Source organism: Halothece sp. PCC 7418 (assembly GCF_000317635.1).
Classification (GTDB): Bacteria; Cyanobacteriota; Cyanobacteriia; order Cyanobacteriales; family Rubidibacteraceae; genus Halothece.
Window position 1 is genome coordinate 2,948,380 of record NC_019779.1, and the last position, 26,097, is coordinate 2,974,476.

General features: G+C 43.1%; 25 protein-coding genes. 16 read left to right on the plus strand and 9 right to left on the minus strand.

Annotated features, from left to right (window positions below):
* Position 1: 1 nt before the first annotated feature.
* On the minus strand, positions 2-1,831 hold the full coding sequence (gene thrS / locus PCC7418_RS13410; RefSeq protein ID WP_015226726.1) for a threonine--tRNA ligase: 1,830 nt from the start codon (positions 1,829-1,831) through the stop codon (positions 2-4).
* Positions 1,832-2,099: 268 nt separating this feature from the next.
* Here thrS and PCC7418_RS13415 point away from each other — a divergent pair, with 268 nt between their 5' ends.
* From PCC7418_RS13415 to PCC7418_RS13435, 5 genes are all read left to right on the plus strand, one after another.
* Positions 2,100-2,606 carry a hypothetical protein gene (locus PCC7418_RS13415; RefSeq protein WP_015226727.1) on the plus strand — a complete coding sequence of 169 codons (507 nt, stop codon included), beginning with the start codon at positions 2,100-2,102 and terminating at the stop codon, positions 2,604-2,606.
* Positions 2,607-2,614: 8 nt separating this feature from the next.
* Positions 2,615-3,031 (plus strand): MAPEG family protein, encoded by a 417-nt coding sequence (locus PCC7418_RS13420; protein WP_041596267.1) that lies wholly within the window; start codon positions 2,615-2,617, stop codon positions 3,029-3,031.
* A gap of 32 nt (positions 3,032-3,063) precedes the next feature.
* Positions 3,064-3,555, plus strand: a complete 492-nt coding sequence (locus PCC7418_RS13425) for a YajQ family cyclic di-GMP-binding protein (RefSeq protein ID WP_015226729.1) — start codon at positions 3,064-3,066, stop codon at positions 3,553-3,555.
* A 45-nt stretch (positions 3,556-3,600) separates the two neighbouring features.
* Positions 3,601-3,813, plus strand: coding sequence for a DUF2839 domain-containing protein (locus tag PCC7418_RS13430; RefSeq protein ID WP_015226730.1), 213 nt, complete (start codon positions 3,601-3,603; stop codon positions 3,811-3,813).
* Positions 3,814-3,892: 79 nt separating this feature from the next.
* On the plus strand, positions 3,893-4,168 hold the full coding sequence (locus tag PCC7418_RS13435; protein WP_015226731.1) for a GlsB/YeaQ/YmgE family stress response membrane protein: 276 nt from the start codon (positions 3,893-3,895) through the stop codon (positions 4,166-4,168).
* Positions 4,169-4,198: 30 nt separating this feature from the next.
* On the opposite strand, the gene PCC7418_RS13440 is transcribed toward PCC7418_RS13435, so the two are convergent.
* From PCC7418_RS13440 to PCC7418_RS19460, 5 genes are all read right to left on the minus strand, one after another.
* Positions 4,199-5,437: a lipid-A-disaccharide synthase-related protein gene (locus tag PCC7418_RS13440; protein ID WP_015226732.1), complete on the minus strand. Its 1,239-nt coding sequence runs from the start codon at positions 5,435-5,437 to the stop codon at positions 4,199-4,201.
* Between the two features lie 153 nt (positions 5,438-5,590).
* The gene (gene rimM, locus PCC7418_RS13445) at positions 5,591-6,163 is read right to left on the minus strand and encodes a ribosome maturation factor RimM (RefSeq protein ID WP_015226733.1); all 573 of its coding nucleotides are present in this window, start codon (positions 6,161-6,163) and stop codon (positions 5,591-5,593) included.
* Between the two features lie 7 nt (positions 6,164-6,170).
* Complete coding sequence (locus tag PCC7418_RS13450; RefSeq protein ID WP_015226734.1) at positions 6,171-7,061, minus strand: carbohydrate ABC transporter permease; 891 nt, start codon at positions 7,059-7,061, stop codon at positions 6,171-6,173.
* Complete coding sequence (locus PCC7418_RS13455) at positions 7,042-8,559, minus strand: M48 family metallopeptidase (protein WP_015226735.1); 1,518 nt, start codon at positions 8,557-8,559, stop codon at positions 7,042-7,044. Before PCC7418_RS13455 ends, PCC7418_RS13450 begins: the two co-directional genes overlap by 20 nt.
* A 120-nt stretch (positions 8,560-8,679) precedes the next feature.
* Positions 8,680-13,116 carry a PAS domain-containing protein gene (locus tag PCC7418_RS19460; protein ID WP_015226736.1) on the minus strand — a complete coding sequence of 1,479 codons (4,437 nt, stop codon included), beginning with the start codon at positions 13,114-13,116 and terminating at the stop codon, positions 8,680-8,682.
* Between the two features lie 466 nt (positions 13,117-13,582).
* Between PCC7418_RS19460 and PCC7418_RS13475 the strand changes: the two genes are divergently transcribed.
* From PCC7418_RS13475 to PCC7418_RS13485, 3 genes are all read left to right on the plus strand, one after another.
* On the plus strand, positions 13,583-14,875 hold the full coding sequence (locus PCC7418_RS13475) for an RNA-guided endonuclease TnpB family protein (protein ID WP_015226737.1): 1,293 nt from the start codon (positions 13,583-13,585) through the stop codon (positions 14,873-14,875).
* 140 nt (positions 14,876-15,015) lie between these two features.
* Positions 15,016-15,873 carry an alpha/beta fold hydrolase gene (locus tag PCC7418_RS13480; protein WP_015226738.1) on the plus strand — a complete coding sequence of 286 codons (858 nt, stop codon included), beginning with the start codon at positions 15,016-15,018 and terminating at the stop codon, positions 15,871-15,873.
* A 17-nt stretch (positions 15,874-15,890) separates the two neighbouring features.
* Positions 15,891-16,781, plus strand: coding sequence for a PhzF family phenazine biosynthesis protein (locus tag PCC7418_RS13485; RefSeq protein ID WP_015226739.1), 891 nt, complete (start codon positions 15,891-15,893; stop codon positions 16,779-16,781).
* Between the two features lie 77 nt (positions 16,782-16,858).
* On the opposite strand, the gene PCC7418_RS13490 is transcribed toward PCC7418_RS13485, so the two are convergent.
* A complete protein-coding gene (locus tag PCC7418_RS13490) occupies positions 16,859-17,134 on the minus strand; it encodes a DUF3288 family protein (protein ID WP_015226740.1) in 276 nt (91 codons plus the stop codon).
* A gap of 83 nt (positions 17,135-17,217) precedes the next feature.
* On the opposite strand from PCC7418_RS13490, the gene PCC7418_RS13495 reads away from it, so the two are divergent.
* On the plus strand, positions 17,218-18,084 hold the full coding sequence (locus tag PCC7418_RS13495; RefSeq protein ID WP_015226741.1) for a sugar kinase: 867 nt from the start codon (positions 17,218-17,220) through the stop codon (positions 18,082-18,084).
* 60 nt (positions 18,085-18,144) lie between these two features.
* Here the strand turns inward: PCC7418_RS13495 and PCC7418_RS19920 are convergent, their stop codons facing one another.
* The gene (locus PCC7418_RS19920) at positions 18,145-18,294 is read right to left on the minus strand and encodes a DUF2256 domain-containing protein (protein WP_015226742.1); all 150 of its coding nucleotides are present in this window, start codon (positions 18,292-18,294) and stop codon (positions 18,145-18,147) included.
* 147 nt (positions 18,295-18,441) lie between these two features.
* Here PCC7418_RS19920 and PCC7418_RS13500 point away from each other — a divergent pair, with 147 nt between their 5' ends.
* From PCC7418_RS13500 to PCC7418_RS13520, 5 genes are all read left to right on the plus strand, one after another.
* Positions 18,442-19,503, plus strand: a complete 1,062-nt coding sequence (locus PCC7418_RS13500; RefSeq protein WP_015226743.1) for an Mrp/NBP35 family ATP-binding protein — start codon at positions 18,442-18,444, stop codon at positions 19,501-19,503.
* A gap of 10 nt (positions 19,504-19,513) precedes the next feature.
* Positions 19,514-20,773, plus strand: coding sequence for a rod shape-determining protein RodA (rodA, locus tag PCC7418_RS13505; protein WP_015226744.1), 1,260 nt, complete (start codon positions 19,514-19,516; stop codon positions 20,771-20,773).
* A 121-nt stretch (positions 20,774-20,894) separates the two neighbouring features.
* On the plus strand, positions 20,895-21,422 hold the full coding sequence (locus PCC7418_RS13510) for a J domain-containing protein (RefSeq protein WP_015226745.1): 528 nt from the start codon (positions 20,895-20,897) through the stop codon (positions 21,420-21,422).
* A complete protein-coding gene (locus tag PCC7418_RS13515; RefSeq protein WP_015226746.1) occupies positions 21,419-21,691 on the plus strand; it encodes a DUF3143 domain-containing protein in 273 nt (90 codons plus the stop codon). The genes PCC7418_RS13510 and PCC7418_RS13515 overlap by 4 nt, the downstream gene beginning before the upstream one ends.
* A 56-nt stretch (positions 21,692-21,747) precedes the next feature.
* On the plus strand, positions 21,748-22,344 hold the full coding sequence (locus PCC7418_RS13520; protein ID WP_015226747.1) for a rhomboid family intramembrane serine protease: 597 nt from the start codon (positions 21,748-21,750) through the stop codon (positions 22,342-22,344).
* A 48-nt stretch (positions 22,345-22,392) separates the two neighbouring features.
* On the opposite strand, the gene PCC7418_RS13525 is transcribed toward PCC7418_RS13520, so the two are convergent.
* Entirely contained in the window at positions 22,393-23,109 is a 717-nt protein-coding gene (locus PCC7418_RS13525; RefSeq protein ID WP_015226748.1) for an NnrU family protein, read from the minus strand.
* 180 nt (positions 23,110-23,289) lie between these two features.
* Between PCC7418_RS13525 and PCC7418_RS13530 the strand changes: the two genes are divergently transcribed.
* Together PCC7418_RS13530 and PCC7418_RS21265 are read left to right on the plus strand one after the other, a co-directional pair.
* On the plus strand, positions 23,290-24,318 hold the full coding sequence (locus PCC7418_RS13530; protein WP_015226749.1) for a LysR family transcriptional regulator: 1,029 nt from the start codon (positions 23,290-23,292) through the stop codon (positions 24,316-24,318).
* A 26-nt stretch (positions 24,319-24,344) separates the two neighbouring features.
* The gene (locus PCC7418_RS21265; RefSeq protein ID WP_015226750.1) at positions 24,345-26,069 is read left to right on the plus strand and encodes a serine/threonine-protein kinase; all 1,725 of its coding nucleotides are present in this window, start codon (positions 24,345-24,347) and stop codon (positions 26,067-26,069) included.
* Positions 26,070-26,097: the final 28 nt, after the last annotated feature.

Below are 26,097 nucleotides of genomic sequence, written 5' to 3' on the forward strand. Positions count from 1 at the left end.
CCTAGAAATCTTCATAAGACGCGATCGCGCTTTGTAGTTTCGCGGTCACTTCTGCAACGTCCATACCTCCTAACTCACCAGAAGCCCGAGTGCGGACACTCAAACTATTTCCTTCTACTTCTTTCGCACCGACAACCGCCATCACAGGAACTTTTTGCTTCTCAGCATTGCGGATTAACTTTCCTAAGCGTTCTCCACTGAGATCCGCTTGGGCTCGAATGCCAGCTTGCTGCATTTGCGTTGCGACTTGTTGCACAAACTCATACTGTTCCTGACTAACTGGTAATAACCGCACTTGTTCGGGGGCTAACCACAACGGGAAATCACCCGCATACTGTTCGATTAAAATCCCAATCAAGCGTTCCACGGAACCAAAGGGGGCGCGATGAATCATAACAGGACGCTTTCTTGTCCCATCTTCTGCCATATAGGTCAAATCGAAGCGTTCAGGGAGGTTATAATCCACTTGTACCGTTCCCAGTTGCCATTCCCGTTCCAGAACATCTTGGAAAATAAAATCCAGTTTCGGACCATAAAACGCTGCTTCCCCAATGCCTTCAAAATAGTCCATTCCTAATTTTTCAACCGCACGGCGAATGGCCTTTTCTGCCTTATTCCAGGCTTCATCTGAACCAATATATTTGTCCGATTCGGGATCGCGGAAACTTAATCGCGCCTTGAAATTCTTTAAATGGAGACGATTAAATACAGAGAGAATTAAATCCACCACCTCAAGAAACTCATTATCAAGTTGTTCTGGGGTTACAAACAAATGCGAGTCATCAACCGTAAAGCCTCGGACACGAGTTAATCCGCCTAACTCTCCAGATTGTTCGTAACGATAAACCGTTCCAAACTCAGCCAGACGAATGGGAAGATCGCGATAGGAATGGAGGTCGTTTTTATAGATTTGAATATGAAACGGACAATTCATGGGTTTGAGAACAAACCCTTGTTCCTCTGCTGCTGCTTGTTCGTTTTCCGCCATTAACGGAAACATATCCTCATGATAATTTTGCCAGTGTCCCGAAGTTTTGAATAAATCCACTCTGGCAATATGGGGAGTCACAACAGGAGAATAACCGCGTTTGAGTTGTTCTTGCTTCAGAAAGTCCTCTAACAGCGTCCGTAACATGGTTCCTTTCGGAGTCCATAACGGTAAACCTGGACCCACGGTATCATTAAATAAAAACAGTCCCAGTTCTTTCCCCAGACGACGATGATCCCGTCTCAGGGCTTCTTCTTTCCGTCGTTTATATTCAGCAAGCTGTTCTGGGGTTTCCCAAGCGGTGCCATAAATCCGTTGCAGTTGGGGATTATTTTCATCTCCACGCCAATACGCCCCAGCGACACTTTCAATATCAATCGCTTTCGGATTAATCTCCCCTGTGGTTTCCACGTGAGGTCCCGCGCACAAATCCCACCATTGGTCTCCTAAGTGATAGATACTGATCGGAGCACCTTCAATATCACTGAGAATTTCCAGTTTGTAGGGTTCTTGCAATTGTTCAATCCGTTTTTGGGCTTCTTCACGACTGACTTCTTCCCGAATCACAGGTAATTTCTTTTTGATGATTTTCACCATCTCTTTTTTGATGGCTTTTAAGTCTTGTTCGGTAAAGGGTTCGGGTTTATCAAAGTCATAGTAGAATCCATTCTCCGTCCAAGGACCAATGGTCACTTGTGCATCCGGAAACAGCCGTTGCACCGCCATCGCCATCACGTGAGAAGCTGTGTGGCGAATCCGCTTCAGTTGGTCTGACTCGCTCGTTTTTGGCAGTTTAATGGGTTCAGATTGTTCCAGGCTTACAGGAGATTCTACACTAGACATTTTAATTTTTCGTTTAGATTAGGTTTGACAACGAGTGCTAGGAGTCTTGAGAAAAATCTAATTGGCTTTTCCTTGCTGATTGGCGAGAACAACCAACATCAAAGCAATCACTCGCGGTTATATTTTAGCTTCTAAGACGATCCCATTCTAGCGGAGAGTCGAGATCAGATCTTGGTGCGACTCGGTTAAGAAAAAAAAGAAAATTCGCGCCAATTCATTCTAGATCTGGTAAAATGACAAAGGTCAATCTAGGCAAGTGTAAGCGTCTTTGACTCAATCGACTACTGAACCCATCCAACTCGACACCCTAACCCAAGAACTGGCAGCTATCCAACAAACTGGTTCTAAACGAATCGCTATTCTTGGTTCTCGTCATGTTCCTATAACTCATCAACAACTGATTGAAATGATGAGTTATGCCTTAGTTTTAGGCGGAAATCGCCTCGTCACCTCGGGTGCAACAGGAACAAATTCTGCTGTGATTAAGGGGGCAATGCGTGCTGATCCAAACCTCTTAACGGTGATTCTTCCGCAAAGCCTGAAGCAGCAACCGAAGGAGTCCCGAGATCAACTTGAGCAAGTGATTCATTTAGTAGAAAACCCAGAACAAGATGAACTCTCTCTGGGGGAAGCCAGTGCTTTATGTAACCGAGAAATAATTTCTCGCTGTCAGCAATTGATCTGTTTCGCCTTTCATGACAGCCACACGCTGCTTAAAACTTGTGAAGAAGCAGAAGAAGACCGTAAACTGGTGACGTTATTCTATTTCGATTAACTTTAATGATGGTAACTTCCACTCAGGCTGTGCTCCTTTATTCTCTTGCAGGCGGGGCAGTTTTGATTTATTTTCCATACTTAGTTGTGGTGTGGGGGCGTTTGCAAATCGGGTATGATTACCAAGCCCCCCGTGCCATGTTTGAGAAATTACCCTCTTATGCGCAACGGGCAACTTGGGCGCACCAAAATGCCTTTGAATCCTTTACGTTTTACGCTCCAGCAGCAATTATGGCTTATGTGACGGCGGTTGACTCTCAATTGGCTTTTTGGGCTGGTGTTGCCTATTTAGTGGGGCGTTTCTTCTATCCCATGTTTTATATTGCCAATATTGCCCTAGCGCGATCGTTCATGTTTGCTTTAGGTTCACTCAGTAGCCTAGTTTTATATGGGCTGAGTATTCTCGAAATTAACGCCTCAATTTAATTTCTTTTTGTAGATTTACCCTCACTTGTGTTATGGCTTCTAACTACACCTTTGATATTGTCAGCGACTTTGATCATCAAGAAATGGTTAATGCAGTTGATCAAGCGCGGAGAGAAATTGAAAATCGCTATGATCTGAAAGATTCTCAAACCAGTCTTGAACTGAGGGAGGATGCAGTGACAGTGAATACTGATAGTGAATTTACTCTCGATACCGTTCACGATATTCTGCGGAATAAAGCAGCCAAACGCAATCTTTCCCAAAAAATCTTTGACTATGGCACGGTTGAATCTGCAAGCGGGAATCGGGTGCGTCAAGTGATTACTTTGAAGCGGGGAATTGATAAAGAACTCGCTAAAGAAATTACCAAAAAAATTAAAAACGAATTTAAAAAAGTTCAGCCTTCTATCCAAGGGGATAGTGTTCGCGTTTCCAGTAAATCTAAAGATGATTTGCAACAGGTGATTCAATGGCTTAAACAAACTGATTATTCAGTTCCTTTGCAAATTACGAACTATCGTTAGAATAAAATTAAGGCGTAGCCATTCATTGGAAAACGGGAGTGAGTTATGGGCGAGTCAAAACGTCGCAAAGATGCTTTAGGGGACAAGTACGGTCAAGAGAAAAAGTTAATGCCTTGGTTGGGAATTAGCAAAAAAGATGGAGAACGCTTTGTAAGTTGGACGACTCGCGGGGCGTGGATTGGCATTGGCGTTTTAGTTGTCTATTGGGTTACGATTCGACTAGTCGGTCCTGCCTTTGGTTGGTGGGAAGTCAACTAGTCTCCTCATGATTTCAAAGTAGCCCAACTAGAGTCTGATCGCGCTGTGGATTAATGATGTTAAATCGATCAAGATAACGATGGGAATTATTACTTGGGCAATTTTAGGACTGATCGCCGGCGCGATCGCGAAAGCCATTTATCCAGGGGAACAAAATACTGGACTCATCGGGACAATGGCATTAGGGATTCTGGGTTCTTTAGTGGGCGGTTGGATTGGTGAAAAACTGCAAGACTTTTTAGACATTCCCAGTCCCGCCGTTGGGAGTTTTAGCTTATCGGGGATTGTGACCGCAGTTCTGGGCGCGATCGCGATTATCTTTATTTGGGGTTTACTAACCAAACCGAGTCGTTAATCGATTCATGCGCCTTCTAAAATCGGTTTTTTACCCCAGACTTAATAGATGGTCTGCAATACGAGAGGCAGCGCCAGGTTTTCCCATACGCTGTTTCCCATTATCAGCGATGAGTTGTAAGCGATCAGGGTCTGTGAATAATTCCTGAAAGACATCAGCAGCTTGGGATGGCTTTTTCACAAGAATCACCGATGCACCCAGTAAGCGAGTTTGCGCTTCAGCAAAAGCAGGGGTATATTGGGGGCCATTTCCAGGAAAGGTGATAACAGGCTTCCCTAGACCGACAAACTGTTCCGTTGCCGTTCCTGCCATGGCAATGGCAAGATCAGAAGCCAGTAAGCAGCTATGATAAGCATTTTGTGTCAAAAGTAATGGTGTAACGCCTTGCTGGAAGGCTAAGCCTTGTTGATCTTGAATCACGGTTGCAGTGGAGGGATTCGGATTAGGATGCCATCCTCGGGCTTGTAATGCTTCACAAAACGGATCTAAATTTAGGCTAGGCGCGATCGCGCTGAAAAAAGATAAGCGACGCTTACCTTCTCGTCGGATCATACTTTCCACTGCATCTAAAATCAGTTCCCAGTTTCGTTCTGCTTCGGGAGATCGTGAACCGGGAAGGAGTAAAATCCGCAGCGATCGCTGCCAATCGGATTGTTCAGTCATGGGGGATTCTGGGACAATCCCATCCATCATCGCATTGCCAAAATCATAAGCGGGAATCTTAAACTGTTGCAAGACTTGTGTGGTTAACCTATCCCGAGGAAAGACTCCACGACAACGGCGAGTTTTCATCAAGCAGCGTTCCCACGGGAGATACACTGAACCCAATTTTCGTTCAAAATTAGAGGTTTTCGGTAACCAGCCCACCTCATCCCGTAAATAATACTCAGATTTCGCTGTTCCCACAAAAATGTAATCTGTTCCACTCAACCAAGCAAATAATAAGGGAACAATGTCTCCCACCGCAAGAATGATTCCTCCTTGTTTCGCCCACCGTCGGACAGCTTTCAGTTGTGCTAAGGTAAGAGCAATCAGCCCACCGCGAACATCTCGCCAAAGTTCTTTCGCATCCATGTAAATAAACCCGCCAGAGGGCATGGTTTTGCCAGGGGTAATTAACTGAATGCGCGATCGGTGATAGGCGGATCCGTTGCCAACAATGGGTAAAGCAGCAATTTCTACGGATGGGTCTTGCTGACGTAACGCGGTAAGAATACGAACTGCGATAACATCTTCACCATGACCATTGCTGAGACAGAGGAGTTTCAAGATTGGATGATTTTCTTTTAGACTGATATTTCCTTTTTAAACTACCATTCTTCTGAAAAATGAGTCATCAGTCATTCGTTATTTAGTCTTTTTCTCAACCGCCATCTTTCAATATTTAGAATTGGTATATAGCAATCCTACTAGCTCGTAGCCCTATAACGCTAATAAACCAGGAGGAAGGGTTACTTCTAATTCTCCTTCAGGAAGATCAACAACGGGAACAATATCGGTGACAAAGGGAATTAAAACCTGGCTTTTTTCGGGTGACTTGTCTGGGAAATGTTGGGCTAGAAATTCAGTTTCTAAATCAACCACTAACAAATCATTACCTGCGGGATAAATATCCACGATCTGACCTATTTTTCCCCTCGTTTCTTGGTCAATCACAGCTAAACCGATCAAGTCATCCACATGATATTCATTTTCTTCCAACTGAGGTCGATCGCGCTTTTCTACAAATAACTTACTTTTTTTTAATTCCTCAGCTTGATTGCGATCTGTAATTTCTTCAAACCTAACCACATAAAGTTTCTTACCTGGCAAATAATAACCGCGCTTGATTGTCACCCAATCCAATTTTGTCTGATTAGGGCGTTGCAATAAACGTTTTCCAGGCTTCTCAAAGCGTTCTGGAAAATCAGAATCAGTATAAACTTTTACCTCTCCTTTAATGCCGTGTGCGGAGACAATTGTTCCAATTTCAATTAAATCGTCTTTTGCCATCATTAAATAATTAATTCTCTTCTCCCCAACTGCGAAGTTGGAAATAAACTAACAATAACGTCACCATTAATAACACCGTTGCTGCTGCTGCTGCATAACCAAAATCAAAACGAGCAAAGGCTTCCTGATAAATATAATAAACTAAAAGATTAGTTGAATTAAGCGGACCTCCGCCAGTAACCACATAAACTTGTTCAAAACTACGCAATGTGAAAATTAATGTGGTGATGGTTGTAAAAACTAAAGTAGGACGTAAACCGGGTAATGTCACATACCAAAATTTTGCCAAGCCGTCAGCCCCATCTAACTCCGCTGCTTCATATCGCATTTGCGGAATGGCTTGTAATCCTGCTAAAAATACAACCATATTAAACCCAATTTGCTGCCAGGTACTAAGAATAATTAAAACAGGCATGGCCCAGAGGGTACTATTGAGCCAAGGAATCGGATCAAAACCGAGTGTAATTAATAGCTCATTGACGGGACCTTGATTTTGAAATAGCCAACGAAACCCTAAACCAACCGCTACTAAAGAGGTAATGGAAGGAAGAAAATAAGCAGTCCTTAAAAGAGCTCGCAACGCAACGGATTGATTGAGTAAGACTGCAATTATTAAGGGTAAAATTAAACTGGGAATAACGGTTGCGATGGTGAAATAAACAGTATTGCCAATGACTTGCCAAAAATCAGGATTGACAACCAAACGGAGATAGTTTCTGATCCCAATCCATTCTGTGCCTTCTCTCGTAAAACTCCCCGTTGTGAAACTTAAATACAACAAGTAGCCAATGGGATAAAAGACAAAAATCGTGAGTAAAATTAAAGCTGGGGCAAGGAATAACCAAGCGGTTAGGGTCTCTTGTTGTAACTGGAGAAAAGGATTAATCTTCTGAGTTTTCATCGCCTTCTTGAGCTTGATATTCAGCTAATAATTCTGCGGTTTTTTCTTGGATTTGTAAATGGCGGGCGATGCCTTCATACCGATAGCGATCATAACCATTCTCTAGAATTTGTGTTTTGATGTTCTCCACTCTTTCCTTTGTGTTGGGGTGAGTGGATAGCCAGACTGGGGGACGTGATTGGTCTTGATATTCTTTTTCTAAAGCAACCATCAAGTTATAAACCCCATCGGCTGCATACTTGCTACTAGCTAAGAGGCGAGTCCCCAAGGCATCGGCTTGTCGCTCCATTTTCCGACTATAATTGAGAACAATTAAGTTGGCTGCTGTTCCCCCATAAGGAACAAACTGACTGACATTGGCTAAAACATTCCCTTCGGTCACTAACTGAAAGCCATGAGAAAGGACAGCGTGAGCAATTTCATGAGCAATTAATCCTGCTAATTCTGCTTCGGACTCAGTCTTTAAAATTGCACCTGCATTGATGAAAACTTTACCACCAGGAAGGGCAAACGCATTTAAGTTTTCATCCATAATGATATGAAATTCATAGTCAAAACTATCTCGTCCTGAATATTGAGTGACAGTTTTCCCAATCTCGGTTACATATTCCTTGACTTCCTCATCTTCGAGTAAGGGGAGGTTTTCTTCGAGACGATTGGAGATCCGATCCCCGACGGCTGACTCTCCTTGTAAAAGCAAAGCAGTGGTCTCAATTGCGGAGAGAGGACCAGCTAAACTCCCCGTTAAAGCAAAGCCTAAAGCCCCTGTAATGATGCTAGCAAAGGCATTTTCCCGTAAACTGATTCTTAAGTTCCTTTCATAGGTTTCTAAATGCTGATCAGCAAGGGTGCTGTAGTAATCGGCTTTAGAATGTTCTGCATTGAGTAAAGCAAATTGACGGGCGGTGAGAGAGGCGTTTAACCATTGTTCATTTTCTTCATAGAGGGGAAGGAGAGCTTCGACTAAGGTTAATTGTTGAGGATAACGAGAAACTGCACTTTCGAGATGCTCAATCCCTGCTTCAGTTTGGTCAAAATAAACTAACGCTTCTGCATAACGAAGATGACCTGGCATAAAGCTGGGATGTTTTTCGACGAGTAAGGCTAAAGGTGCAAGGGTTTTGCTTTTCAGTTTAGGATTAAATTCGGCTTCCCCATATCTCCAATACACTTTTCCATCGGGAGGGAGGTCAGAAACATCAGTGTAAGCCTGGCGGGAAGAGTTATTGGTTTGGGAGGGGAAAGGGGGTTTTACTTTTTGATAAAGCGCGATCGCGCTGTCTTTTTTTCCCGCTTGATAGAGTTGATCGGCTTTCATTAAGGTTGCCAAATAATCATACTCTTCTCCTGTCAAATCAGGAAGTAATTCATTGTCTTCTACCACTGTTATTTCTGGTTTCTCTTGTGGAGAAGACTCTTCCGTGGCTTCACTCCAAGCAACAGTGGGGATAAAAGCGAGGCTTAAACTCAGCAACCAAACATTCCAAGGGCGTTTCATAATCAAGACTTTCCATATTTGCTTTTTGGTGAATGAGGCAATGAGATTGAATGCCACTTTCAATCTAACCAACAGATGATGATCGCTGCTTTGACCTCCTCATCCCACTCAGCTTGACGGTTATAGCGCAAGTGTAGTGCTATAGTATTTAATTTTAGTGATGAGGGCTTTCTCAACCTGTTTACTTTCTTCTTTTAAGGCTTCGATTAATTGGGAATCTGGGAGGTTTCCCATTTTGATGATCCTTTCGATTTCTTGACAATAATCCCGTAAGCCCAACGCGCCCATGGTTGCACTTGTCCCTTTCAGGGTATGAACTGCGTTTTGTAAGGCTAAGGAATCTTCTGCTTCTGTTGTTTCTAGAATCCTCTCAATTAACTGTGTGAGATTTTCCTCAAATTCCTGTAAAATTTCTAAAATGATTTCGGAATCATCTTCTCCGACAGCGTTTAAAAGTTCTTGAAATGCTTTCGGATCAAGGGCAGGGGTTTCATGCTCGGTTAACCATTGTTCTAAGACTGCCTTGACCTGTTCCACAGCAATCGGTTTACTGACATAATCATTCATTCCTGCTGCTAAACATTTCTCTTTGTCTCCTACCATTGCATAAGCCGTCATCGCAATAATCGGAATCGTTTGATTGTGTTTACCCGCTCGAATTTGACGAGTAGCTTCATAACCATCCATGTTGGGCATCTGACAATCCATGAACACCAGATCGTAATGGGATTTTTGTAGCATCACTAAGGCTTCCAAACCATCATGAGCAATTTGAACCTGCAAGGGGTATTTTTTGAGCATCCCTTGGATCACCAATTGATTGACACGATTATCTTCGACAACGAGCACACAGGAGTTTGATTTGAGTTGAGGGGATGGGATGACTGTTTGCGAAGTAGAAACGGGTTGAGTCAGGGTTGTTTGATTTTCAGATAACTGGGTTAAAACCTGCCATAACTGAGAAGGGACAACTGGTTTGGTTACTGTTGCTCTCATCCCGAGATGGGTTAATGAGTGAGACTGGTTAACCTGATTAATTGCCATCATCATCACAATTGCCATGCTCTGTAAACGGGAATCGGCTTGCCACTGTTGGATCAAATCCTGTACTTCTAAATCAGGAAGATTGGAGTCCAATATGGCAATTGCAAAGGGTGGAGTTTCCCTAAATTGAGAACATAAGGAAAGCGCGGTTGCAGAATCGGAAGCAGTGCTGACGGTTGCGCCCCATGCTTGCAGTTGACGGGAAAGTGCTTGTTGGGTTGCCCCATTTTCAGCGACCACTAAAATGCTTAAGCCTTGCAGATCCCTTGTGAGTGTGGGTTGGGCGGTGCTAGCTTCTAGGGTGACAGTAAAGGTGAAACAACTGCCTTCATCAAGTTTACTTTCCAGCGCGATCGCGCCATCCATTAAATCACAGAGTCTTTTTACAATCGCAAGCCCTAAACCTGTTCCCCCATATTGGCGTGTGGTACTCGCATCTGCTTGGGTAAAGGGGTCAAATAAACTCCCTTGCTTGTCTTCTGGGATTCCCATTCCCGTATCTTTAACGATTCCGATCAGTCTGAGTTGTTCGCCTACGGTTTCCAGATAACATTTGATTAAGATTTCCCCTGCTTGGGTAAATTTAATAGCATTACTGACAAGGTTGGTGAAAATTTGCCGTAACCGTGAGGGATCGCCTTTGACAACAGGCTGTTGAATCTGACTAACATCTAAGATCAGTTCTAAGTCTTTCTCTTGAGCGGGAAGTGCCATGGTTTTGGCAAAGTCTTCTAAGAGTGCAATCAAATCAAACTCTACCGTTTCTAATTTCAAATTGCCAGAATCAACTTTTGAGAAATCGAGAATGTCATTAATAATTCCGAGTAGGGACGTTGCACTCGATTGAGCAATCTCAAGCTGCGATCGCTGCTGAAATGTCAGTTCAGTATCTTGTAAAAGGTGTAACATTCCAATCACACCATTGATCGGCGTGCGAATTTCATGACTCATGGTGGCAAGAAACTCACTTTTAGTCTGAGCAGCCATTTCTGCGGTTTCTTTAGCAGCCCTGAGTTCAGCTTCGACTTCTTTACGCTCCGTGATCTCTCTCGCTGCAGAATAAATTAAGTTCCCTGAGGGGACGGCTCGCCACTCAATCCAACAATAAGATCCATCTTGGCACAGATAGCGATTAACAAAGTTGATAATTTCTCCCCCTTCTTTTAAATGATTAAGGGCTGCAAGGGTACTGTCTAAGTCATCGGGATGAACATAATTTGCAAATCGTGCGCCTTCTAACTCTGATAAAGAATAGCCGAGGGTTTGTTCCCATTGACGATTTAAACGCAGGAAATAGCCATCAGTGTTCGCAATACAGAGGAGATCTAAAGCGAGGGAGAAAAAGCGATCTAACTCTTGTGTTTTGGTTTCTAACTTAATTTCGGCTTGTTTGCGTTCCGTAACATCCTGCGCGATCGCGCAAAATTTAGCTGCTTCCCCTTCCTCATTAATAATCGGAAATAAGATCGACTCAAAGATGATCTGATTTCCATTAGCGCTGATCACTTCATCTTCCACTTGTAGCGGTTGCTGAGTTTCCATCAGGGTTTGGATGCGAGACTGAAAGAGCCTCACCGTTGCTTCTGGGAAAAAATCGGCAAAGGTTTTCCCAATTATCTCAGACTGGGGAACACCGAGCACCTGAGCCACAGCAGGATTCACTCGTAAATAACACCCATTCGCATCGAAAAGACTAACTGTTGCTGGGGCGTTGTCTAGGAGGGCTTCTAGTTCCTTTGTGGTTTCTTGTAGAGCCATTTCCGCTTCTTGACGGGCGGTGATGTCAGTAATCATTGCATAGTAGCCATCAACGTTTCCCGTCGGATCAAAATTCGGGACTAACACCTCAAATACATAGCGGGTTTCTCCATTCTGAAACGTTAACTCTGCTTCATAACTCACAGTTTCTCCCGCAAGAGCGCGTTTCACATCAGATTCGACACGATGATAAGCATCCAGACCAATTACATCAGGAATCCTGCGTCCGATAATATCCTCTTTGCGACAGTCAAACCAATCCTCATAGGTTTGATTCACAAACTGATAGCGTAGAGAAGAATCCGTATAAGAAATACAACCTGGAATCGAGTCCGTAATAATTTCCAATTGCGCTTTCTTTTCTTTCAGTGCTGCTGTTTTATTCTCAATCTGTTGTTCTAAAATTTGTTCATACTGATCACGGAATGCTTTTGCCATTTGTAGTGAGTATGCCATTTGGCGAAAAGAAACCGATAGTCCTTCCACTTCTGCGATCTGACTGGAAGGAAACGAAGTCTGAAAATTCCCTTGTGCAATGTCTTGACTTGCCTGATTTAATGCACGCAGCGATCGCGCGATCCGTCGCAAACTCCACCAGCCAAACCCTAACGACCCCACTAAAGCCAAACCACACAAACCAGCAGTCCGTTGAACATTAGCATCAATCGCCCCCATAAAGTCTGATTCTGGAACAACGGTAACAATCAGCCAATCTAAGCCATAATCATCTTGATAGGGAACAACTTCTAGAAAATGCCGTTCTTCACTGGTTCTAGACTGATTAATCTCAACCTCTACTTCTTGTGAGGATGCAATCTCTGTCAGACTCCCTAATTGCTGCTTTAATTGCTGAGTTACACTTTGGATAACAGCATTAGAACTTTCCTCAGCAGATAGGCGACGGAACTTAATATTTCCAGGCTGATTGAGACTAGAATCTACTTGAGAAGAAATATAAGAAGATTCCCCAACCGAATTCGCAACCAACAAACCATTACGTTCGACAATAAAAACTTGTCCACTTTTTCCAACGGATAAACTCTCCAGAAAGTGACTGAAAGTTTCCAGACTGACATTGACTGAAAAAACTCCTCTTAAATCTTGTGAGGCGTTATAAAACGGAGCGTAAGCATTGATTGTCAGGAGATTGGATGCGCCAATTTGAAACGGGTCACTCCATCCAGGCGTTGCTGTTTCTGCTGCACGACGATACCAAGGACGCTGACGGACATCAAGATTTTCAATGCTGTTTAAATATCTCGTTATTTCTCCAGTTTGATTAATACTGTAAAGATTTAATCGCGCCAGATCATCGGGATCAGAACGTCCAACTTCAAAAGGCAGATCTGTCGGTTTAATTTTTGTCAATCCCGCTTCCACTTCCGCAGGGCTGACCCGATGAACCACTAAAAACTCGCCCGCAGGCGTACCCAAATGAAGACTGGTTATTTCTGGTAATTCTTGATGTTGTGCAATTAGGTGGCGGTGGAGCGCATCTAAGTCATTCACATTAATCGTACCAGACTCTAACGCAGCAATATTCAGTTGATTGACCCGATGAGTAAGACCCAGATAATGATCTAATTCATTGGTCACTCGCTGTCCCGTTTCGCGAGTCAATTGATACGCCATTTCTTCCACTGCTTTTTGTCCACTGCGATAAGACCAATACCCCACCAAACCCACAATCCCTAAAACTTGTAGCGTAAAGGGAACAGCAAAAGCAAGATAAAGGGGGATTTTTTTGAGTCTCATGTCATATCAAATGGGTGGATGTTCGCGACATAATGAAGGGGTAAGCGGTGACCCTTAAGGGCGAACGGTTGTTGCCCTAATAACGGTTACTAAGTGAGTAATGATTGTATGGCTAGTCAAAATTAATCAGTTTCTAATCCATTATTACAGTAATTCAGTCAGAAAGCCCTCGATTTCAAATTGAGGGACGGGGCTTTCAAGGTGCGGAGGAAACCTCCGCACACAGCCCCTCATGAATGACACATTGGAGCTTTAGCTCCCTGTGTCCTCTTTTGATTGTGGAAGCAAAGCGTGTATCAATCCAGTCTTCAACTAGTTGGGTCATAGTTTTTCGTTTATACCTTGCGTATAGTCGTAGCTTTTCGATTCTAGAGACTTCTACTCGCATACTCAGTCTTTGCTTTTGCATTGTCACCCGTTGGATTCATTTATGCTACAATAATTCTAACCGATTAAATGATATATCATGTACGGATGCCAACAGGATCGAGTTAAATCTAATTCAAATATAATACCTGTCCTTGAACATATCTGCCTCACCGCCAACAATCTAACAAATTGTGGAATCTATTATGCCCGTCAAACTTTCTTTAATGAAAGTCGGATCATTGGAAAATATGAACCAGAAGAAGTCCTAAAACAACAAGTTAACTTCAAAGCCCTCTACTCTCAATGCGCTCAACAGGTTCTTAGAAGCGTCGCAGAATCTTTTAAGTCCTATAAGGGTTTGAGAAAAGCCTTTTTTAAGGGAGAAATTAGTAATCATCCTAAACTTCCCAATTATAGAAATAAAGGAGGAATGGCGGTTGCTTCCTACCCAAAACAAGCTCTGAAGTTAAAGAGTGGTCAAGTTAGAGTTCCTTTAGGGAAAACAATTAAAGCATGGTTTGGTCTCTCAGAATTTTTTGTTCCTTTTCCTTCTAATTTAGAATGGGAGAGCATTAAAGAGTTAAGAATCCTTCCTAGAAACCGAGAGTTTTATATCGAATGGGTGTATGAAAGACCTGAAGTCAAAACTACAGTTAATTCTACCGAAGCACTAGGGGTTGATCCAGGTTTGGATAATTGGTTAACTTGTGTTTCCACCATTGGAGAGTCTTTCATCATTGATGGGAAAAAAGTTAAATCTCTAAATCAAAATTATCACCGTCGAGTCTCTTCTCTCAAGAAAGGAAAGCCTCAAGGTTATTGGGATGGTGAGTTAGCGAGAATCACAGAAAAAAGAAATCGTCAAATTAGAGATGCTGTAAATAAAGCGGCGAAAATGGTTGTTAACTACTGTCTTAATAAGGATATAGGGATCATCGTTTTCGGTTGGAATAAAGGTCAGCGTCAAGGAGTCAATATAGGGAAGAAAAACAATCAGAACTTTGTCCAGATTCCCACTGCTAAATTAAAAAATCGGATTCAGCAGTTAGCAAAGGAACACGGTATTGAGTTTGTAGAAACTGAAGAATCTTATACCTCAAAAGCCTCTTTTCTAGATCGTGATTTGCTACCGACCTTCGGTGAAAAACCCGAAAGGTGGCAACCGTCAGGAAAGCGAGTAACGAGAGGATGCTATCAAGATTCTCAGGGAAGAATCGTTAATGCTGATGCCCAAGCCGCGGCAAACATTCTGAGAAAAGTAGAGATACAGCTAGGCTTAGTCCTAGCCAAGGTCAGTAGAGCAGCTTTGAACCTGCCCCAGAGATTTTATCTTTGGAACTCCAAACGAAAAGCGCGAAGCATTATGGCTTTAGGAGGGGCTGTGTGCTGAATTCATTTCAGCACCCTGAAAGCCCCGTCTATCATGCGAAGCAACGTTTGGAATCCACGCGATTTTAATCCGTGGAGAGTTCAAATGAGGATTGAAATGAGTAGAAGTTAGGGTTTGCTATACTATTTGAGCGTTGATTCATGGGATTGGCAAAGGATATGCTAATTAGTATTCGTGGCGTTGATCATTATTATGAATGGGTTTGTCAGCCCAGTGCGGGAGAGAAAAAACCTGTCTTAGTCTTTATACATGGTTGGGGCGGATCAGGACGATATTGGAAAAGCACCGCTACCGCACTCAGCGATCAATTTGATTGCTTAGTTTATGATATTAGGGGGTTTGGTCGATCGCGCTTACCTGAAACTCATTCTACTTCCTTTGATATGGAAGAATATGCGGAAGATTTAGTCCTTCTTTTAGACCAATTAAACCTAGAAAAAGTTTATCTCAATGCTCATTCTATGGGTGCATCCTTAGCGACTTTATTTATTGCTCGTTATCCTGAAAAAGTCGAAAAAGCAATTCTCACCTGTAGTGGCATTTTTAACTATAATCCCATCACGTTTAAACTCTTTCATTTTGCTGGCACGTATGTGGTTAAACTCCGCTTTAATTGGTTATCCAAACTGCCAACAATGGATCGATTATTTACCGCCAGATTTCTCCATCGTCCCATTCCCGCAGCCGAAAGAAAAGCCTTTTTAGAAGACTATTTATTAGCAGATGAAGCAGCAGCAGCAGGAACAATCTACACTGCGGTTAGTAAACACGCTGCAACAGTTATGCCTGATGCGTTTGCCCAAGTTTCTGTTCCCATCTTACTCGTTGCTGGCGAAAAAGATATTATTATTCCTACCCGTTTAGCTCAACAAGCAGCCAGTCTCAACCGCGAGAAAATTGAGTATTTTGAGTTACCAAAAACGGCTCATTTCCCGATGCTAGAAGATGCTCCCAATTATTTAGATAAAGTCCGAACCTTTTTCAGCAGTCCTTATTAATTCTGACCCTCTCCTATATGAATTATCCGTTTTATATTGTTGATGTTTTTGCCATTGATCGCTATACGGGAAACCAATTAGCGGTTTTTCCAGAAGCCAGTCAAATGCGCGATCGCGCGATGCAAGAATTAGCAAAAGAAATCAATTTCTCGGAAACAACTTTTATCACCCGTTCTGCTGATTCTGATAATAGTTACGATGTCCGCATTTTTACGCCAAATCAAGAGCTTCCCTTTGCAGGTCATCCCACTTTAGGAACAGCTTATATTATCCGAGAAACCTTAATGTCTTCCTCGGAAAAAGAAAGGTTTAATCAAGTGACACTTAACTTAAAAGCAGGGAAAATTCCAGTCACTTGGGAAACCACAGCAAAAGGAGAAGAAGTCCTCTGGATGCAACAAAACGCTCCCCAGTTTGGTGAGATAGTTTCTCCTGATCAGATCGCACCTGTTTTAAACATTTCTGAAGCAGAAATTGACTCTAATTTTCCCATTCAAGAAGTTTCAACGGGACTAGAATTTTTAATTGTTCCTGTTAAAAGTCTAGCCACATTAAAGAAGATTCAAGTTAATTTAGAAGCCTATTATCAACTGATTGCATCCTTACAAGCGAAAAGTCTTTTTGTTTTTTGTCCTGAAACCCATTCCCCTGAAAATGATTTGTGTGCGCGAATGTTTTCCGATTATTTAGGTGTTCCCGAAGACCCAGCAACGGGAAGTGCGAATGGTTGCTTAGCTGCTTATCTAGTAAAACAGAACTTTTTTTCTAATGAAGAAAACATGAGACAAGTGAGAGTAGAACAAGGATATGAAATCAACCGTCCTTCTCTCCTTTTATTAAAAACAAATAGCGATCAGATCCAAGTGGGAGGACAAGTAAAAACGATCGCGCAAGGTCATTTTTTATGATTTTGTGATCTGTTATAGTAATCCTAAATCAATTGCAAATTATCCCCCTAGCCCCCCTTTGTAAGGCGAGAAAGGAATCAACTCCAATCTTCTTCTTCCATTCCGCCAGCATTATAAACTCTTCTTTTTTGATGGATTTCCCGAGTTTTTTCAAATAAGGCTTCTTCTGTTAACTCCCATTGCTGTAGGAGTAAATCTAAATCTTTTTGTAAGGACTTCGCCCCAGGAAAATTTTTATAACGAATGCGTAAACGGGCAAGTTCTGCTAAATTATGATCAGTGATTGCTTCTTGAAAAAGCTGTTCAAGAATTTCTCGGTCTTGTTTTTCTCGGGGATGTTTTTGTTCTGGCATTTGACTGATCTTTTGAGAGTGGGTTTGAGTATTTCAATTAAAAGTTTATCTAAGAAACAGCAAAATTACTAGAGTAATTAATTATGTCTAACTGTGGTTTATTTGTGGGAATAACAACCCTCGATTTAATTTATCTCGCCCCACATCTTCCAGAAGCCAATGAAAAATTAAGTGCAGTAGATAGTACCCTTTCTGCTGGGGGACCTGCTACAAACGCTAGTGTTGCTTTTAGTTATTTAGGGAATCATTCGCGACTCTTATCTGTGTTAGGAAATCATCCCATTACGAATTTAATTAAAGCCGATTTAGACCAGCAGCAAATTGAACATCAAGACTTACAACCGAACTGGAACGAAACGCCACCCACATCTTCAATTATTGTAACTGAAACGAGCGGCGATCGCGCGGTTATTTCTCTCAATGCAGTTCGTTGTCAAGCTGAAGCTAATCAAATTCCTCATCATATTTTATCAGGAGTTGATTTAGTTTTAATTGATGGTCATCAGATGGCGGTGAGTGCGATTATCGCGCAACAAGCCCAAGCCAAAAAGATTCCCGTTGTGGTCGATGGAGGAAGCTGGAAAACAGGATTTGAAACGGTTTTACCTGATACTAATTATGCTATTTGTTCGGCTAATTTTTACCCGCCCAACTGTCAAAATCAAGGGGATGTTTTTGACTATCTAAAAGAGATTGGTGTCTCTTATGCTGCAATTACGCAAGGAGAAAAACCGATTCTTTATCAAACCCCAGAAAGCCAAGGAGAAATCCCAGTCCCAAAAATTTCTGCGGTTGATACTTTAGGCGCAGGAGATATTTTTCATGGGGCATTTTGTCACTATATTTTACAAGAAAACTTCGAGAGCGCGATCGCGTCTGCTTCCAAAATTGCAGCCCAAGCCTGTCAATCATTTGGGACAAGAAATTGGATGAAAACGAAGCAAAATTAGCCTTTAACTGACGTGAGCGGGAATTCCCCCACCTCAACGAAGTAGGTGGGGAAGATCGATCTATACTTTCCCTTTGTTTCGTCGGCAGCGTTGAGAGCAATATTTCACCTCATCCCAACAATCAGCCCATTTTTTGCGCCAAGTAAACGGACGACCGCAGACAACACAAGTTTTTGTGGGTAAATCAGATTTTTTGCGTTGACGTGCCATAGCGATTACTTAATTAATGCTGTTCATCAATCGAACCTTGCAAAGATGCTTATTGACAAGGAGAGCATATCAGTCCCAATTGCCGTTACGATCAGTTTAAATAGATTGATCAAAAGTTAACCCGTTGAAATCAAAAACGAGCCAGCAATGACAGATACCAATACAATTTTAGAAGCACTGCGCCCAGTTCAAGATCCAGAACTGCAAAAAAGTCTGGTAGAACTGAACATGATCCGCAATATTAACCTAGATAATGGAGCATTGAGTTTTACCCTCGTTTTAACGACTCCCGCTTGTCCGCTCAAAGAAATGATTGTGGATGATTGTAAAAAAGCAGTGCAGGATTTACCTGGAATAGAAAGCGTGGAGGTGGATGTCACTTCAGAAACCCCGCAACAGAAGTCGCTTCCTGATCGAGAAGCCGTGCCTGGAGTGAAAAATATTGTTGCTGTTTCTAGCGGTAAAGGCGGTGTTGGGAAAAGTTCCGTTGCGGTGAATGTAGCCGTGTCTCTAGCGCAGACAGGAGCAAAAGTGGGTTTGCTCGATGCCGATATTTATGGCCCCAATGCGCCGAGTATGCTGGGGTTAGCAGAAGCAAAAGTGCGAGTGCAAGAATCGCCCCAAGGAGAAGTGTTAGAGCCAGCGTTTAATCATGGGGTGAAGTTAGTCTCTATGGGATTTTTGATTGACCCTGATCAGCCTGTGGTTTGGCGCGGGCCCATGCTTAACGGCATTATTCGTCAGTTTCTCTATCAAGTGAATTGGGGCGAGTTAGATTACTTAGTGGTGGATTTACCCCCCGGTACAGGCGATGCACAATTGACCCTCGCGCAAGCGGTTCCCATGTCTGGTGCAGTAATTGTTACGACCCCTCAAGATGTCTCGTTAATGGATGCACGAAGAGGGCTAAAAATGTTTGAGCAACTGAATGTGAATGTGTTAGGGCTGGTGGAGAATATGAGTTATTTTATCCCCCCCGATATGCCTGATCGTCGCTATGATTTATTTGGCTCTGGTGGCGGTGAGAAAGCAGCTAAAGAACTGAATGTGCCTTTAATTGGCTGTATTCCTTTAGAGATTTCTTTGCGAGAAGGGGGCGATCGCGGAATTCCCATTGTGATTTCCCATCCCAACTCCGCATCGGCCCAAGCTCTGCGCGCGATCGCGCAACAAGTGGCTGCTAAAATTTCTGTGGTCGCTTTAACCTAATCCCTCAACCATGGCTCAGCAGTCTCTCAAAAAGTTCAGTTTGCGGCAGTTAATCAGCCCTTGGCTGGAAATGGACTGGTTTTTACTTTTCCTCATTATGGGAATTACCTTCTGGGGTGGCTTAATGATTGCCAGTACGCAACTCAACGAAAGCAGCAATAATGCCCTACAGCACTGGGTCATGGGAGGAATTGGCGTGGCAATTGTTCTTTTCCTTGCTCGTTGGCGTTATGAAAAACTCTTGTCTTACGTCTGGGTGGTCTATGGCTTCACCAATCTCTCCTTGCTTGCGGTTTTGGTCATTGGCGTTGCTGCAAAAGGGGCGCAACGGTGGATCACCATCGGTGGGTTTAATTTACAGCCCTCGGAATTTGCCAAATTGGGAGTTATTATCACTCTGGCAGCCATCCTCCATCGTCGTCCCGCCGAGACCTTACCAGCAATGTTGCGAGCGTTACTGGTGGTGGCTGTGCCTTGGGGATTGGTCTTTTTACAACCCGATTTAGGAACATCCTTAGTCTTTGGCGCGATCGCGCTGGGAATGCTGTATTGGGCGAATGCGAATTTCGGTTGGTTGCTACTGTTAGTCTCTCCTGCGGTCGCTGCTCTCTTATTTAATCTCTATATTCCCGCGTGGCTGGGTTGGGCGGGATTGATGTTTGTGATTGCCTGGCGCACCTTACCTGGCGGATTATTATCGGGATGTGGCGCGATCGCGCTCAATTTTATCTCTGGGGGCTTAGGAAACTTATTTTGGAACTTACTCAAAGATTACCAAAAAGACCGTCTGATCCTCTTTTTAGACCCGAATCAAGACCCCCTTGGCGGAGGCTATCATTTAATTCAATCCCGCATCGCGATCGGAGCCGGGGAACTTTGGGGACGAGGACTGCATCAAGGAACACAAACCCAACTCGATTTTATTCCCGAACAGCATACCGACTTTATTTTTAGTGCAGTCGGGGAAGAATTAGGGTTTATGGGTAGTTTTGGGCTGGTGCTGGCGTTTTGGCTGGTTTGTGTGCGCTTACTGGTGATTGCGCTGAAGGCAAAAGATAATTTTGGCTCTCTGCTCGCGATCGGAGTTCTTTCTATGATTATCTTTCAAGTCCTTGTTAACATTGGGATGACGATTGGACTAGCTCCTGTAACAGGACTCCCACTTCCCTGGATGAGTTATGGTCGCTCTGCGATTTTAATGAATTTTATGGCGATCGGTTTAGTAGAATCAGTGGCAAACTACAAACAACGGACAACCTTTTTTAGCTAGTCAGATGATCCGCAATCAACGGCTTGCGCTTGCGATTAACCCCCTTTCGCCGTCAAAATGGGGGAAAGAAACAATCGACTAACTTAAACTCAGGTTACGTTTAACTTTTTCAACTCCAACAATGGCAGCAACCGATCCTTCCACTGCTATCTCAAAACGATTCGCTGATAGTTATTATGGGCGTTTAGGATTGCATCCTTCCGCCTCGGCTTTAGAAATTCGACGAGCTTATCGAGAACTGAGTAAACAGTACCATCCAGACACCACCGAATTACCCCAAGATGTGGCAAAAGCAAAATTTCAAGCCCTCAATGAAGCCTATGCGACCTTGAGTAACCCCCAACTCCGCGCCCTCTACGATCATCAAATTGGTTATTCTCGCTTAAACGTGATCCAATCGCCACTTCACTTTCAGGCGCGTGAGAAAAGTCCTCGTAAAATAGTAGATAGCGCTTATCTCGACAGCAGCGATCGCCCCCTTTCTTCTGGGGAAATTTTTGTCTTACTCATTCTAGGCGTGACCTTCCTCGGTTGTATCCTCTTAGTAATTATCATTGGTCTTACTCGTGGCGAAGGTGCGTTTCGAGTGCCTCAAATTTCTGAAACCTCGACTCTGATTAAACCTTACTTATCTTTACTCAACTTATGAATTTTCCCTCTGCCGATACTCCGTTATATAATCATCCCTTACCACTGATTGAAGAATGGTTAGATAATCTCGGTTGTAAACAAGATCCAGAAGAATTACACTGTTGGTCTATTGAAACGCCTCAATGGCAAGCAAAAATTGCTTTAGACGTAGAAGAAATTACAGTTTCTTATCTTAATGCAGGAGACAATAATGGAGACTTAACTCGTTCTTTTCCCTACTCCTTAAGTCGTGAAGATATTGAAGCAGCAGTCTTTTCAGGTCCCTAAACTGACCCGTGTTCCCGATTGATCTGTAGAAACCATTACCTCACTGAATTTGAAACATGACGCGCTATCAGGATACAAAAGGAACTGTCGAAGAATTTAAACAGCAACTGACCATTTTATTCGGACTCTTAACTGTTTTTTGGTTAGTAGAATTAATTGATTTATTCCTCCTCCAGTCTTACTCTTTAGATCACTTTGGTATTGCCCCCCGTCAGGTTTTAGGGTTACGGGGGATTTTATTTGCCCCCTTTTTACACGGAAATTTACCCCATTTAATTGCTAATACCGTCCCTTTTTTGACTTTGGGTTGGCTGGTGATGTTGCAGGAAACCAAAGATTTTTGGCGCGTAACGGGCGTAACGATGCTGGTAGGGGGGTTTGGGGTTTGGTTAATTGGTCAGCGTGGTTCGATTCATATTGGGGCGAGTATTTTAATTTTTGGTTACTTAGGGTTTTTACTCTTTCGCGGGTATTTTCAGCGCAATGCCCCTTCGATCGCGCTTTCGATTATTGTTAGTATCTTTTACGGTAGTTTCATCTGGGGAGTCCTCCCGACACAAGCAGGGATTTCTTGGGAAGGACATTTATTCGGTTTCTTAGGGGGTGTCATTGCAGCCCGTTGGATTGGGAAATCAAGGCGTAATGGTTATTAGTCATTAGTCATTGGTCACTGGTCACTGATCACTGATCACTGGTCACTTTTAAAAATTAACCTTTGCCGTCACTTGCATCAACCAAGGATGGGCTAACCAGAGTCCATAAGTAAATAAAGCAACACCAAGATAAGCGGGACGGAGAAATTCTTGTAACTTTAAGGTTTGACGACCTTGCAGAATCGCTAAAAAAGGAATGACCGAAGTCCGTTGTTTGGCTTCTGTAAAGGCAGTCCCGTAACGAGATGCGAGGCGACGATCACCGTGCCAAACGGCAAATAAATGATGAGCAATTAATCCCAAGGAGGTGAGTAAGGTAAAAGACGTTCCGATCCAGAGGGTATGAGCAATACACCAAATCACCTGTCCGACCATTTGGGGGTGACGGGTGATGCGAATAATCCCTGTTTCATAAAGATGAACTTGCGGTTTATCAATCGCTGCAATTTCTAATAAGTTAAAGGTAGCAGGATAGAGAAACAGAAAGGAAATGGCTGAGAGCACCCAAACTGTGGTAAAAATGCCAGGCTGACCTTGCACTTGCCATAATTGCAAGCCATCATACCGATGATTGAAGAAGTAAACAATTAAAATAACAGCTAAGGGAAGACTAACCAAGGCAAATCCGACTCGGTATAACCGCGCCCCGATGATTTTTTCGCCCCAAGGGCGGAGTGCAGCTAAACCGCTATGAGCGATTGCAAATCCTAATAGTAACCCTAACATGATCCAATGACTTGTTGTGAACCAGTGTTCTCCATTCATGTCTTAAAAACCAGAGTTTTGCCTTGTTTTCTTATCCTAGCCGATTCTTCGTCAGTCTTCCTGCTAAAACCGTTGTGATTTCGTGTTACTGTCAATTCAGAAGAGATTATTATCCTCTTTGTTGAAAACGTTCCTTTATTTCTTAATTAATCCTTGTATTCTCCTCTCTTTGGCGAAAAGATGTCAGACATACCGTTTTCTCTCGATCAACTGCGAATTTTAAAAGCGATCGCTGCTGAAGGTAGCTTCAAACGAGCAGCAGATACACTGTATGTATCCCAACCTGCCATTAGCCTTCAGGTGCAAAATTTAGAACGACAGATGAATGTACCCTTATTTGATCGAGGAGGACGACGCGCCCAACTGACAGAAGCAGGACAACTGTTACTGACCTATGGCGAGAAAATCCTCTCTTTGTGTCAAGAAACTTGTCGCGCCATTGAAGACCTGCAAAACTTACAAGGGGGGACACTATTAATTGGGGCTTCGCAAACGACGGGAACTTATCTTCTCCCGCGAATGTTGGGCTTATTTCGACAAAAATATTCCGATGTTTCGGTACAGTTGCAAGTGCATTCCACTCGTCGCACCTCTTGGAGTGTGGCAAATGGACAAGTGGATCTCGCCATTATTGGCGGGGAAGTGCCCACAGAATTACATGATACCCTGCAAATTTTTCCCTACGCGGAAGATGAACTGGCGTTGATTATGGGTAGTTCCCATCCCATGGCAAAAGAAGAAGCCATTCCCAAGGAAGATCTCTACAAACTCAATTTTATTACCCTCGATTCTCAATCCACGATTCGGAAAGTGATTGACCAAGTTTTAACGCGATCGAGCATTAACCCGAAACGTCTCAACATAGAGATGGAATTAAATTCGATTGAAGCGATCAAAAATGCCGTTCAATCTGGGTTAGGGGTTGCCTTTGCTTCCGTCTCCGCGATCGAAAAAGAACTGCAAATGGGAACACTTTATCGTATTAATATTGAAGAAGTTGTGGTGAAACGAACCCTCTCTTTAATTATTAATCCCAATCGTTATCGTTCTAAGGCAGCAGAAGCATTTATTAAGGAAATTTTGCCTCAATTTTGTACCAATGGCTGGTTTACTGGCGATGAACTCACTCCTCCACCAGGACATTATCCTCGACAACGCCCCTTACCCACATCGGACATTGAAAATTCTCCGCCTTCTGAAATAAGCTAATTAGAAATTATGATTTCATCCGTCCCATGGAAACTTACTGCACGCGCCCAGACTGTTCCCAACCTATTAATCATTTTTCAGAACTAGATGATCGGTCTGAGTTACAAACTGCTCAACAAAAATACTGTAACGCTTGTGGAATGCCCCAAATTTTAGCGGGACGCTATATTCCACAAAAGCTGTTAGGAAAAGGCGGTTTTGGCGCAGCTTATCTTGCCTGTGATCGCCATACAACTAAACTTCGACAATGTGTGGTTAAGCAATTTCAACCGTCTAATAGTTTTGATGAAAAAACTTTGAAGATTGCCCAAGATTTGTTTGCCCGAGAAGCAGAAGTTTTAGAAACCTTGGGGAACGAACACCCCCAAATTCCTGATTTATATGCGTTTTTCCCCTTAATTTTGCCTGAAGAAGGATCAGGGGAAAAACAGTTTTTTTATATTGTTCAAGAATATATTAATGGCGAAACCCTCTCTCAAGAAGTGGCGAGAAAAGGAAAATTGAGTGAGGAAGAAGTGCGAGACGTTTTAGAAAATATGTTGCAGGTGTTGCAATTTGTTCATGAACATAATTCAATTCATCGGGATATTAAGCCTTCCAATATTATGCGCGATCGCGCTGGAAGATTATATCTCCTTGATTTTGGAGCAGTAAAACGAGTCACGGGAGCAAGTACCAGTAATTACTCCACTGGGATTTATTCGATGGGATTCGCCCCACCGGAACAAATGCAAGGACGACAGGTTTATCCTTCCACTGATTTATATGCCCTAGCAGCGACTTGTGTTCGTTTACTCACTGGAAAACCCATCCAAGAATTATACGATTCTTATCACAATCAATGGACATGGCGTAAAGAGGTTGAGATCAGTCAATCACTAGCTGCTCTCTTGGATCGGATGCTATTATCGACCCCCAAAGACCGACTTCCTTCAGCAAAAGCGGTTCTAAAAATCTTACAGCGTCAGTCCCATCAACAGACTAGGCAAGGATCTCATCTGGAGGCTCTCGTCAGAAAATATGATTCCCTAAAAAACAATCCCGATCAAGACAGTGGACAAGAAACGATCGAGATTGATCCCGCAGAGGATGAAGTCTTTAGTCAACCCGCAGATTGGCATTCACTACTCTCTCTGTCTGTGGAAAACACACAACCCCTCAATCAGCAAAATTGGGAATCGGACTCTTCTCCCGTGGAAGCATCGGAAGAAATCCCCGCTCGGTCAACGCAAGAATCCACTGTAGTTCAATCCGAAAACGAAAAACCGATCGCGCCTCCTGATCCAGAAGCCTCTCCCGCCACTCCCCTTGAAGTGGAAACATCCCTCAAAGAAGACAACATCGCTGTTGCGGAAACACCAGCCTCATCAGAAGCGACTGATCGAGATCTTCAACCGAGAACGAAAACACCTCACTTTGCTTTATGGGAACTGCTGGCGACGGCGGGCTTTACAGGCTTAGAAGGGGCGCTGTTATTAATTGCTTTTAGTAGTCTTTTTTCTCTACCCAGTATTAGTGTCGGGCTTTGGGGAATGAGTATGGGGGGCTTGATTTACGCCCAGTGGAAACGGTTGATTGAAAAGTTTGATTTTCTCATTATTGGGGGGATTACCCTGGCTGTGGTCTTATTCATTCCGCCTCTCCATAATCTTCCCAGCGCGATCGTTCTTGTTATTGCGCTTGTCGCCAGTGCTGGGGCAATTTCAGTTACCGCCCTCATTCGCCTTCTTTATAAACTATTTTCCCAGTAAACTAGATTTCAATTTTCAGTCAAAAACT

Coding starts and splice junctions, on each gene's coding strand:
- PCC7418_RS13480 (WP_015226738.1), top strand. CDS start 15,016: ATGGGATTGGCAAAGGATATGCTAATTAGTATTCGTGGCGTTGATCAT.
- PCC7418_RS21265 (WP_015226750.1), top strand. CDS start 24,345: ATGGAAACTTACTGCACGCGCCCAGACTGTTCCCAACCTATTAATCAT.
- PCC7418_RS13495 (WP_015226741.1), top strand. CDS start 17,218: ATGTCTAACTGTGGTTTATTTGTGGGAATAACAACCCTCGATTTAATT.
- rimM (WP_015226733.1), bottom strand. CDS start 6,163: ATGATGGCAAAAGACGATTTAATTGAAATTGGAACAATTGTCTCCGCA.
- PCC7418_RS13420 (WP_041596267.1), top strand. CDS start 2,615: ATGGTAACTTCCACTCAGGCTGTGCTCCTTTATTCTCTTGCAGGCGGG.
- PCC7418_RS13435 (WP_015226731.1), top strand. CDS start 3,893: ATGGGAATTATTACTTGGGCAATTTTAGGACTGATCGCCGGCGCGATC.
- PCC7418_RS13450 (WP_015226734.1), bottom strand. CDS start 7,061: ATGAAAACTCAGAAGATTAATCCTTTTCTCCAGTTACAACAAGAGACC.
- PCC7418_RS13530 (WP_015226749.1), top strand. CDS start 23,290: ATGTCAGACATACCGTTTTCTCTCGATCAACTGCGAATTTTAAAAGCG.
- PCC7418_RS13425 (WP_015226729.1), top strand. CDS start 3,064: ATGGCTTCTAACTACACCTTTGATATTGTCAGCGACTTTGATCATCAA.
- PCC7418_RS13455 (WP_015226735.1), bottom strand. CDS start 8,559: ATGAAACGCCCTTGGAATGTTTGGTTGCTGAGTTTAAGCCTCGCTTTT.
- PCC7418_RS19460 (WP_015226736.1), bottom strand. CDS start 13,116: ATGAGACTCAAAAAAATCCCCCTTTATCTTGCTTTTGCTGTTCCCTTT.
- PCC7418_RS13475 (WP_015226737.1), top strand. CDS start 13,583: ATGTACGGATGCCAACAGGATCGAGTTAAATCTAATTCAAATATAATA.
- PCC7418_RS13515 (WP_015226746.1), top strand. CDS start 21,419: ATGAATTTTCCCTCTGCCGATACTCCGTTATATAATCATCCCTTACCA.
- PCC7418_RS13490 (WP_015226740.1), bottom strand. CDS start 17,134: ATGCCAGAACAAAAACATCCCCGAGAAAAACAAGACCGAGAAATTCTT.
- PCC7418_RS13520 (WP_015226747.1), top strand. CDS start 21,748: ATGACGCGCTATCAGGATACAAAAGGAACTGTCGAAGAATTTAAACAG.
- PCC7418_RS19920 (WP_015226742.1), bottom strand. CDS start 18,294: ATGGCACGTCAACGCAAAAAATCTGATTTACCCACAAAAACTTGTGTT.
- PCC7418_RS13430 (WP_015226730.1), top strand. CDS start 3,601: ATGGGCGAGTCAAAACGTCGCAAAGATGCTTTAGGGGACAAGTACGGT.
- PCC7418_RS13525 (WP_015226748.1), bottom strand. CDS start 23,109: ATGAATGGAGAACACTGGTTCACAACAAGTCATTGGATCATGTTAGGG.
- PCC7418_RS13485 (WP_015226739.1), top strand. CDS start 15,891: ATGAATTATCCGTTTTATATTGTTGATGTTTTTGCCATTGATCGCTAT.
- thrS (WP_015226726.1), bottom strand. CDS start 1,831: ATGTCTAGTGTAGAATCTCCTGTAAGCCTGGAACAATCTGAACCCATT.
- PCC7418_RS13500 (WP_015226743.1), top strand. CDS start 18,442: ATGACAGATACCAATACAATTTTAGAAGCACTGCGCCCAGTTCAAGAT.
- PCC7418_RS13510 (WP_015226745.1), top strand. CDS start 20,895: ATGGCAGCAACCGATCCTTCCACTGCTATCTCAAAACGATTCGCTGAT.
- rodA (WP_015226744.1), top strand. CDS start 19,514: ATGGCTCAGCAGTCTCTCAAAAAGTTCAGTTTGCGGCAGTTAATCAGC.